Raw genomic sequence first — 10016 nt, 5'->3', positions numbered from 1 at the left:
TTCTTTTCATCCCGAAAACCCATTGGCGGAAAATTATCATCCAGCCCAATTACAATTTTTTTCTGCTCCGGTGCTTTTGTATTGGTGCTGCCGCATCCGGCTAAAACCGCGCCGGCCATCATGACCAACACTACCAGGGCCACTATTTTTTTCATAGATAAATCCTCCACTCCAGTATAATTTATATCCACAGATTCCATTATACTTTAGTGAGATAAAATCAAAAAGAATTAAATCAGTGTAATTATAAAGTTTTAAAGAATCCTGCTTCCCCTATCTCTTTTTTCCTCGTTTTTTTGCTTTATTTCATTTCCGATTCCGACCGGTATGATTTTTTTATGCATAAGGTTCGAGTTAAACCAAGCATTTCCTTTAAATTGGCTGATTTGTCGAAATTCTTAATAAATTAGATGGTTTTGTCGATATTATTAATATAGAAATATGTAGAAAAGGTAAAACTCATGCGAATAACCGCATTGCCCGACTAGTTTTACTACCTAACCAACTGGAGGTGCCCTATGGCAAAAATTTTAATTGTGGACGATAGTCCGGTGGAAATAAAAATCATTCGCAAATTTTTGGAAACCGACTATGAAATACTGGAGGCAACCAATGGTCAGGCAGCCATTGAACTGGCAAACACAAGCTGCCCAAATTTAATCCTATTAGATATCGTTATGCCGAAAATGGATGGGCTTACCGTCTGCAAAACACTGAAACATCAACCGGCGACCCTGGATATTCCTATCATTTTCATTACTTCTATTTCGGATTCCCGCAATGTAGTCAACGGATTTGATTCAGGCGGACAGGATTATATCACAAAACCATTTTGCTCCCAGGAACTGTGCGCCCGAATCAGGGTGCATTTAGAACTGCAGAAATCAAAAGAAACCGCGCAGAACTACGCAAGAGAATTAGAAACAGCAAATAAAACGATTCGACAGCAGAATCTACATTTGCAAAAACTTTTTAATATCCAGCAGCGCTTAATCCAGTTAGCATTGTGCGGCGAGGGACTTCGCGGCATCACCAAAACATTATCCGCGATAACCGATAGTGCCATTCTGGTTTTTAATGATAAAATTCAAACATTGGTCATGCCTGCCTGGGATAAAAAGCCCTATTTACTGTTGCAGAAAAAAATACAATCTTTTCTTGAAAATACGGCAAACTTTTTTACCGGCAAGCAAGCAGCCGGCGGGTTAGCGACCGAGGCAGCTCCTGCCTGGGTCGATTTTAAAATAGAAAACGACGTTTATCCTTGTGCCTTTGTTCCCATCGTCGTCAAAGCTGAAACTTGCGGTTATATTGTTGCCATACCAAATAATAAAACAAAGCAGGATTTTATCCCGGCTATCCGGAATTCCGCCAATATTTATGCCATTGAACTCATGAAACAAAAGACCATTGTTGATTTGAAACAGCAGTTTTGCGGAAATTTTTTAGACAGCCTGCTTACAAGAGCCCCGGCTGACGAGCAAACTCTGAAAGTATGGGCAGACCGGCTTGGGTTTGATGTTTCCGCCGCTCATACGCTTATCGTTATGGAAGCCGGCGATTCAAAAGCCAAGCCGTATACTGCCGAAAAAGCAGTCTTATTGGCTGATACTGCTTTTCTGGACTTTATTACTGTCTTTTTAAAGACTTGTCATCCGTCAATTCTTTGCGGACGGCATAAAGAAAAAATTATATTCCTGCTGCCCTGGAAAAATCATTGCACTAAAGAGAAAGTGGCCGCTGTGCTTTGTCAAATCAAACAAAAGCTCACCCTTCATTTTTCACAGCTTTCTTTTTTCTTCGGCGTCAGCCGTATCACCGGGGAAGCCACCGACTATGCAAAAGCGTATCACCAGGCCGTTGAATGCCTGGCTATTGCCAAAATGTTCAATCAAAACAGCGGAATGGCTTTTTACGACGATTTAGGTTCCCTGGCCTTACTGTTCGGCGCTAATAACAAAAAAGAATTGTTGAATTTTATGGAGGAAAAATTGAACCGGCTTATCGCTCATGATAAAAAATATAATACGGAATTACTCAAAACCCTGGATCAGTATTTAGACAATAACAGCATTCAGGAAACCTCGAAAGAATCCGCGTTATCTGTTAGCGGCTTGAAATATCGATTGAATAAAATCAAAGAACTGGGATACGATCTACAATCCCAGCAAGAACGGTTTGATCTGAAAATCGCTTTAAATATATGGAAAATCAAGCAAATGGTCTGAGCAAAACCACCTGACACACGCCAGGTGGTTTCTTTTATTTTCTTTCTGGAGAACAACTAGCCAAATGAGCCGAAAAAAAATGATAAATTCAACTATAGCAGTCAGTGTCTTTCAAATACCAAAATGTTACACTTAAGATATATTCTAAAAAGTCCCTATATTTTTACTATTTTTAAAGGGATGCAGCATACGATAAAAATTTTGATTGAAAAAACCAAAAAGGAGAATAAGCACATTATGAAACTTACTCACAGTATCCGTTTCCGGCTCATGCGTCTCATTGGTATCCTGGTTGTCGGCACTCTGCTGGTCGTGTCTGGCGTCAGTTATTATTTTTCTGAAAAATATCTGCAAGAAAGTCTGGATCAAACGGAACAATCCACGGTCACCGCCGCCGCCGCTCATGTGAAAACCGAACTCAGCACCTCCCTGATTCAGTTAGAAGATCTTGCCAGTATGGAAAGAGTGCAAAGCGGCGATAAAGGCCAGATTCAACCGGCTTTAAAAGAAGCACAGCAGCGTATCGGCAAATTTGATCATATCTTTTTCGCCTCCCCGGACGGGCTGTCTATCAATGACGCCGGGGATGGTTCCGGCAGCTTCGATCGGGAATATTTTCAAAAAGTTATCCAAACGAAAAAGTCATATATTTCAGAGCCTTACATATCACGCTCTACCCAGCAGCAAACGATTGCTCTCACTGTTCCCGTTCTCCGCTCCGGTCAGCTGATCGGCGTAATCTATGGAACCTATTCTCTGGACAAGTTATTACCGATTATTAAGGATATCAAATTCAAGCAAGAAGGCTATGGAGCGCTGCTGGATGACTCCGGTCTATATTTAGCCCATCCGACCCGTCCGGAACTAGTTGGCAATATGAACGTAAAAACCGGCGAAATTTCCGGCGAATTAAAGAACAAACTAAGCAGCGGAGCCGGCCTTGACCCGAAATTCATGGCTGCTTTTGCCGAATCCACGGAAAAAGGCAAGCGTGTCCAAGTGGAATATAAATCGACAACAGGTTTCGACCAAATCGGTTTCTTCACCCCGATCGATCTACCTGGCGGCCAACATTGGGTTCTATTCATGACTACAACGAAAGCAGATGCCACCAGCGAAATCACGGCCTTGTCCCGAGCTCAGATCGGCCTGTCCATTCTTTGCCTGCTGATTGTCCTTGGCATCACCTTTTGGCAAAGCAACTCTTTTGTTCGGCCCATCATTCGTATCAGCCAAGTCACTCAGGATATTGCCACCGGTCAGTTAAAACCCATCAAAAAAACAATTCATGACAACAGTGAATTTGGTCAATTATCCGATAATATTATTGCCATGAACGATGGTCTGCGCAATCTGGTACAGCAGATCCAAAGCCAGTCTCACCAATTGGCAGCTTCCAGCGAGGAACTGACGGCCAGCGCCCACCAATCCGCCGATGCTGCCAACCAGGTGGCCGGCTCCATCACCGAGATCGCCCACGGCGCAGAACAACAGGCGACTGCCGCCAATCAGGTCATGACAGTGACTCAAGCCATGTCGGATAAGGTACAGGAAATCTCACAAGCAGCAAAAGACGTATCCACCATTGCCGATTCCACTTCGCAAACGGCGGAACAAGGCCGTCAGACGGTAGAACAAACCATTTCCCAAATGAACGACGTCGGCAAAGTCGCTGCCGCTACCGAAAACAGTATTACCGAGCTAAACAAAAGCTCCCAGGAAATCCGGGAAATCGTGACGTTGATTTCCAACATTGCCGGCCAGACCAACCTTCTGGCTTTAAACGCCGCTATTGAAGCGGCACGGGCCGGCGAGCACGGACGAGGTTTCGCCGTGGTAGCCGAAGAAGTCAGGAAACTAGCCGAAGAGTCTGATCAAGCCGCCCAGAAAATCGGCTCCCTGATTGAAAAAAATGAAATCAATATGACTCAAGTCGTCACTGCCACTCAAACCAGCACCACTGGCATTCAGACAGGCATTTCCCTGGTCAATGGCACCGGCGAAACGTTTAAGAATATCGCAGGAGCTATCCTCAACTTATCTAATGAAATCAAAGATATTTCCGCATCCATCCACCAAATCGCCGCCGGCAACCAGCAACTGGTCGCCTCGATCAAAGAAATTGATACCGCCAGCAAACAGGCAGCGGCAGAATCTCAGACCGTTTCCGCCGCCACCGAAGAGCAGTCCGCGTCCATGGAAGAAATCGCATCTTCCAGTCAAAGCCTGGCCATACTGGCTACCGATCTGCAGGCAGCCATCGAAAAGTTCCAGATATGATTTGATTAGCTCGACGATAAACCGTAAAACGAGTCCGTACCACTCTTGTGATACGGACTCGTTTTACGATTTAAGCTATTTCCCTAGCTGCTCACATCTGAAACTGATTATTCCCGTCCGGCATATTTCTTTTCAATCAACCGGATTTCATCAAGACCGATAAATTTATTAAAATCCGGGAAAGGCATCATACTGTCTTGGATCAAATCCTTTGTGGTTCCTTCCTTTTTCAGATGCAGTAAATAATCAAACACTGCCTTAGCCGTAACATAAGTAGAAGCCACGCAGAAGATAACCAAGTTGTAGCCGATAGCTTGCAATTCCTGGGTTGTCAGAAGCGGCGTTCTGCCCCGTTCCAGCATATTGGCCAGCACCGGAACCTGAAAACTGGACGTGATTCGCTTCATTTCATCAACATTCTCCGGCGACTCAATAAACAAAACATCCGCTCCCGCTTCCTGATAAAGTTTTCCCCGGCGAATCGCTTCTTCAATTCCGTAGTTAGTACGGGCATCGGTACGGGCGAGAATGACGAAATCCTTATCCTTGCGGGCTTCCACCGCTGCCTGGATCTTGCCAACCATTTCCTCGGCCGCTATGATTTCCCGTCCCAGCATGTGACCGCATTTTTTCGGGGCTACTTGATCTTCCAGCTGAATAGCCGCGGCTCCGGCCGCCTCGTATTCCCGGACGGAACGCTGCACATTGACGGCATTGCCATAGCCGGTGTCTCCGTCGGCAATGACCGGCACGCTGACTGTCGAAGCGAAGCGGTGAGCCTGATTGGCCATTTCACTAAGTGTCAGCAGTCCGACATCCGGTTTGCCAAGCAAACTGGCCGAAGCTCCATAACCGGTCATATATACGGCATTAAATCCGGCAGCTTCTACCAGACGGGCACTTAAAGCATCATGAGCTCCAGGAGCAACAAGGATCTCCCCCTTGTTGCTTTTTTCCAAAAGATGGCGTAATTGTGTAGTCGATTTCATTTAACAACACTCCTTCAATTTATTATAGATAAATAATCAAAGGTATGATAATTTTAGCTCGCAACCTAATACCTTACTATTATGCAATATTCGTGCCAATGGGAATATTGCGATATTTCTTTCTATATTTAAAAATATCGTTCAAAAATAAAACAATGGTGCAAACGATGTGCGCCATTTAAACATTTCATATTATTTCATTTTCTTCCATAAGGTCGAGCGGCTAATTTCCATGATTTTAGCGGCCAGCGTGCGGTTATTGCCAAAATGCCGGACAGCCTGATGAAAAATCTCCCGTTCCATTTCCTGCCAGGGGCCAATAGTCAAAACAATATCCGGCTTCGTCAGTTCTGGAGCGGCCGAAGGCGGCTGCAGCTCGTTGGTAAATTCGTCCAGAATCTCTTCTATCGACTGGCTTTTCGACAAAATAGCCAGTCGCCGGCAAAAGGACTCCAATTCACGAATATTTCCCGGCCAGGAATATTGCTGCAGCCGGGAAAATGCAGCCGGAGTCAGTATCTCCTCTGTGTTCAGTCCCGCCCGTTCCAGAAAAACTCCGGCTAAATAGGATATATCTTCGGGGCACTGCCGCAAAGCAGGCAATGGCAAACGGAGAACATTGATGCGGAAATATAAATCGGAACGGAATTTTCCCTCCCGCAATTGGCCGGCCAAATCAACATTAGTAGCCGTAATCAAACGGAAATCGACGGGAATGATCCGGTCGGATCCCACCCGCATCACTTCCTTTTCCTGTAATACTCGCAGCAGGCGGGACTGCAGGGAAACAGAAATACTGCCGATTTCATCCAGAAAAATAGTCCCGCCATGGGCAAGTTCAAATAAACCATGCTTGCCGCCGCGCCGAGCGCCGGAAAACGCACCTTCTTCATAGCCAAACAGTTCGCTTTCCAGCAGTGTTTCCGGCAATGCGGAACAATTAATGGCTACAAAGGGACCGGATGACCGGGAACTGGCATTGTGAATACTTTGGGCAAAGCCTTCTTTCCCTGTGCCGGTTTCACCATAAATCAGGACCGGAAGATCAGAAGCGGCAAACTGTTTAGCCTTTTCCACCGCGTCCTTCAGCGGAGCACTGCAGCGGCAGATATCATCAAATGTTTTTTTCGCAACCAACCCCTTGCCTATCAGTTCTTTCCGCAGTTTCTGCTCCCAGCGTTGAATGTGAGTGGCTTCGTTAAAAGTAGCCACTGCACCGATAACTTCCCCTTCCACCAATAAGGGAACCCGGCTGGTCAATATGGAGGTTGCAGCGCTAATTCGCTGAATTTCACCAATCTGTGGTTCGTTTTTTTTGACGACTTCAGGCAAGCGGGTATTCGGAACGACCTGTTCGATGTTCCGGCCAATGCAGTCTCTGGTCACGCCGATAATTTTCCTGGCTGTTTCATTGAATACCTCAATCCTGCCCCGAGCATCGACAGCAATGACACCGCTATAGGCAAAATCAAGAATAACCCGCATCTTTTCCGCCTGTTCCCGCTCTGCCCGGCGAACCCGGGCCAAGTGAGCGGCAACAGCAATAGCATCCTGTATTGACTGAGATGACGACTCCACTACCAGTCCCGGAATTCCCATCTTTTCAGCATAGCTGACAGCCAGGGCGCTGCCGACAATAACTTTGTATCCCTGGGCAACTGAAGAGTCAATACCCCGTTTAATTTCCAATGAATTAGTATAGCTGGGAATATGAACAATTTGGATACCAAGCAGTTCCGACAGAAATGGGATATCAAAGTCGCTGGAGCCGAAAAGGATAATGGCAATTTTACTGCCGTATTGTTTCGCTTTACGGCAGGCAAGAGCCAAATCATAGAAGGTAATGTTACAACTCACTACCGGTAATTGAGTATATGGCTTCAAGTATTCGGCAGTAGCACCCCGGCTGACGACAACATCCACCCGCCGGTCGGTCAGTTTACTGACTATGTCGCGGCTTTTTTCCAAAGCTGCTTCATATATCTCCAGCTTGATATTGGGAATCGTGCCGGCCAGAAGCCGGGCCTGACGCGTAAAAGTATCAAACGGTGAAACAATACCAACTGTAACCACGTGCTGATTTTCAAGCATAGAAATAACCCTCCCCGCAAGCAAAGAACCGCTATATTTTTTACAATTCAGTATTGATAGAAAATTGTCCTTTTTTTGCGGGAATTGGAGTTAAATTTTCTATTGAAAATGAAAATCGATCAACCGTCCATGGTGCGTTTTCTTCAATATTAATACTGCGGAAAGCAGCAATGATCCTCCCAGAACAACGCCGACAAGTAAAATCACGCCCGGCCAGCCGTAGTGGAATAAAAACACCCCACCGGCGGTTCCAATCACACTGGCGCCAAAATAATAAAAAAGCAGGTACAGGGAAGCGGCCCGTGCCTTATCTCCCAAACAGCTTTTTCCTACCCAGCTGCAGGCTGTGGAATGGCTGCCGAAAAAGCCAAAGGTAAAAATAGCCAAACCAATAATCTTGATGATCAAACTAGCGGCCAAAGTAACAATGCCGCCGAACAGCATCAAAAAAATGGACAAACAGAGAATTTTGGCATTGCCATGCCGGTCGGCCATACCGCCCATAAAGGTGGAACTGAAAGTGCCGATCAAATAGAGGGTAAACAAGCCGCCAACTGCCGTCTGACTGAAATTATACGGCGGCGCCATTAAGGAATAACCAATAAAATTATAGACCGCCATAAAAGATCCCATAATGGCAAAAGCAATCAAATAGAGCCGGAGAATCAGGGGGTTACGCAAATTTTGCAGTAGATCGCTTCCCATATTCTGCGGTAAATGCTTCTGCGGCACGAAATGTTTGGACTGGGGAATTCCAAACCAAAACCAGATACCGATAAAAAAGCCTAACAATCCAATACATCCCAAGGCAATCTTCCAGGAGAAAAAATCCGTCAGAGCACTGACCAGCAGCCGGGAGCATAGCCCGCCGATGGATGTTCCGCTAATATAAACTCCGATCACCAAGCCGGTAATTCCCGGTTCAAATTCTTCATTGATATACGCCATGGCAATGGCGGGAAAACCTGCCAGCAAAATTCCCTGAGCCGCCCGGCAAAGCAAAATAGTGGTGAAATCGCTGCTAAGAACAACAGCCACCGTCAAAACAGCCGAACCAAACAAAGAAACAGCCATGGTTATTTTTCGATCCAAAAAACCGGCCAGGCCGGCAATGGCCAGCATGGATAATGCCATTCCGCCGCTGGTAAAGGACATGGCCAAACTGGCAACGGAAGGAGTTAAGGCAAACTCCTTCGAAAAAACCGGAATAAGAGGCTGTGTGCAATACATCACGCCAAAAGCTGCCAAAGTTCCTAAAAACAAAGCAGAAAGAGCCCTCCAATACTGGGGAGTTCCTTTTTGTATATAGTTATTCATCCCAATCAACCTTTCACCAACAATGGGTTTGTCTTTTCTCTATAGTAGACCTTATTTTATAATACGTCCAATGCATTATCAGTATAATAATCATGTTTATTATGCATGATGTTTTGCAAAAATCATAGATAATTTTTGTCAATTCGAGTATGATAATTTTACAGCGAAAAAAAGAAGGTATGTATTTTGGAATGGAACCAGCTTATTTACTTTAAAACATTGGCCGAAATGCAGCATTTTACCCATGCTGCCGAGAAATTAGCCTTGTCCCAGTCAGCTCTCAGCCGTTCGATTGCCAAATTGGAAAATGAACTCGGCTTTCCCCTGTTTGAGCGTTGCGGAAAAAGTATTATTTTAAATAATCACGGAAAAATATTTTTAGAACATGTGGAAAGGGCTCTGCATGAAATTGCCGCAGGCAAACAAATCATCCTTGATTTACTCAATCCGGAACATGGCAGTATCGCTTTAGCTTTTTTACATTCTTTGGGATTGAATATCGTACCCAATCTATTAGGGAGCTTTCGCAATCGCTATCCCCAAATTGAATTTAAGCTATATCAAAACGGCGCTCCTCTCTTGTTGCATCAGCTTATGCTGGGAGAAATTGATCTCTGTCTTTGCTCCGATATGCCAACGAATGATTCTATCGAATGGGCCGACCTCTATAAGGAAAAAATTTTCGTCTGCGTTCCCTCCAATCACCATCTGGCCGGGCGGTCTCAAATTGCCTTGGAGGAAATCGCCCATGAGCCGATAATTACTTTCAAGGAAAATTATGGTCTCCGGGTTTTGATGGATCAATTGTTTAAGGCTGCATCTATTCATCCGTTGATAACCTTTGAAGGGGAAGAGATTATGACCGTCGCCGGACTGGTGGAGGCCCGCCTTGGAGTCGCACTTATCCCCCAAAGTCCTGGTCTGGAACATATAAATACTGTTTTTTTACCTATCTCCAATCCTGCCTGTTCCCGTACTATCAGAATTGCCTGGAAAAAAGGCCGGTATTTATCGCCGGCAGCCAAGCGGTTCAAAGACTTTGTCGCGGAATGGTTCAGGAAGTGAGCACGGGGCGATTGGCTGTTGACGTATCAGGGCATAACCGGTCGGA

The 10016-nt window shown here is 45.4% G+C and carries 6 protein-coding genes; 3 read left to right on the top strand and 3 right to left on the bottom strand.

The window, feature by feature from the left end; all coding sequences use genetic code 11:
* The first annotated feature begins 518 nt into the window (after positions 1 to 518).
* The gene (locus ABFC84_05990; protein ID MEN6412305.1) at positions 519 to 2228 is read left to right on the top strand and encodes a response regulator; all 1710 of its coding nucleotides are present in this window, start codon (positions 519 to 521) and stop codon (positions 2226 to 2228) included.
* A 237-nt stretch (positions 2229 to 2465) separates the two neighbouring features.
* On the top strand, positions 2466 to 4508 hold the full coding sequence (locus tag ABFC84_05985) for a methyl-accepting chemotaxis protein (protein ID MEN6412304.1): 2043 nt from the start codon (positions 2466 to 2468) through the stop codon (positions 4506 to 4508).
* Positions 4509 to 4615: 107 nt separating this feature from the next.
* Here ABFC84_05985 and ABFC84_05980 read toward each other — a convergent pair whose 3' ends face one another.
* The 3 genes from ABFC84_05980 to ABFC84_05970 form a co-directional block, all read right to left on the bottom strand.
* Positions 4616 to 5497, bottom strand: a complete 882-nt coding sequence (locus tag ABFC84_05980) for an isocitrate lyase/PEP mutase family protein (GenBank protein MEN6412303.1) — start codon at positions 5495 to 5497, stop codon at positions 4616 to 4618.
* A 192-nt stretch (positions 5498 to 5689) separates the two neighbouring features.
* On the bottom strand, positions 5690 to 7588 hold the full coding sequence (locus ABFC84_05975; GenBank protein ID MEN6412302.1) for a sigma 54-interacting transcriptional regulator: 1899 nt from the start codon (positions 7586 to 7588) through the stop codon (positions 5690 to 5692).
* Between the two features lie 99 nt (positions 7589 to 7687).
* Complete coding sequence (locus ABFC84_05970; protein ID MEN6412301.1) at positions 7688 to 8905, bottom strand: MFS transporter; 1218 nt, start codon at positions 8903 to 8905, stop codon at positions 7688 to 7690.
* A gap of 186 nt (positions 8906 to 9091) precedes the next feature.
* Between ABFC84_05970 and ABFC84_05965 the strand changes: the two genes are divergently transcribed.
* The gene (locus ABFC84_05965) at positions 9092 to 9970 is read left to right on the top strand and encodes a LysR family transcriptional regulator (GenBank protein ID MEN6412300.1); all 879 of its coding nucleotides are present in this window, start codon (positions 9092 to 9094) and stop codon (positions 9968 to 9970) included.
* Positions 9971 to 10016: the final 46 nt, after the last annotated feature.

The sequence above is a fragment of the Veillonellales bacterium genome, from assembly GCA_039680175.1.
In the GTDB taxonomy this organism is placed as follows: Bacteria; Bacillota; Negativicutes; order JAAYSF01; family JAAYSF01; genus JBDKTO01.
The sequence above is the reverse complement of the archived record's forward strand: the minus strand, read 5'-3'. Positions and strand labels throughout refer to the sequence as shown.

Excerpts from the sequence above, each read along its gene's own strand:
- ABFC84_05990 (MEN6412305.1), top strand. The coding sequence starts at position 519 with ATGGCAAAAATTTTAATTGTGGACGATAGTCCGGTGGAAATAAAAATC.
- ABFC84_05985 (MEN6412304.1), top strand. The coding sequence starts at position 2,466 with ATGAAACTTACTCACAGTATCCGTTTCCGGCTCATGCGTCTCATTGGT.
- ABFC84_05980 (MEN6412303.1), bottom strand. The coding sequence starts at position 5,497 with ATGAAATCGACTACACAATTACGCCATCTTTTGGAAAAAAGCAACAAG.
- ABFC84_05975 (MEN6412302.1), bottom strand. The coding sequence starts at position 7,588 with ATGCTTGAAAATCAGCACGTGGTTACAGTTGGTATTGTTTCACCGTTT.
- ABFC84_05970 (MEN6412301.1), bottom strand. The coding sequence starts at position 8,905 with ATGAATAACTATATACAAAAAGGAACTCCCCAGTATTGGAGGGCTCTT.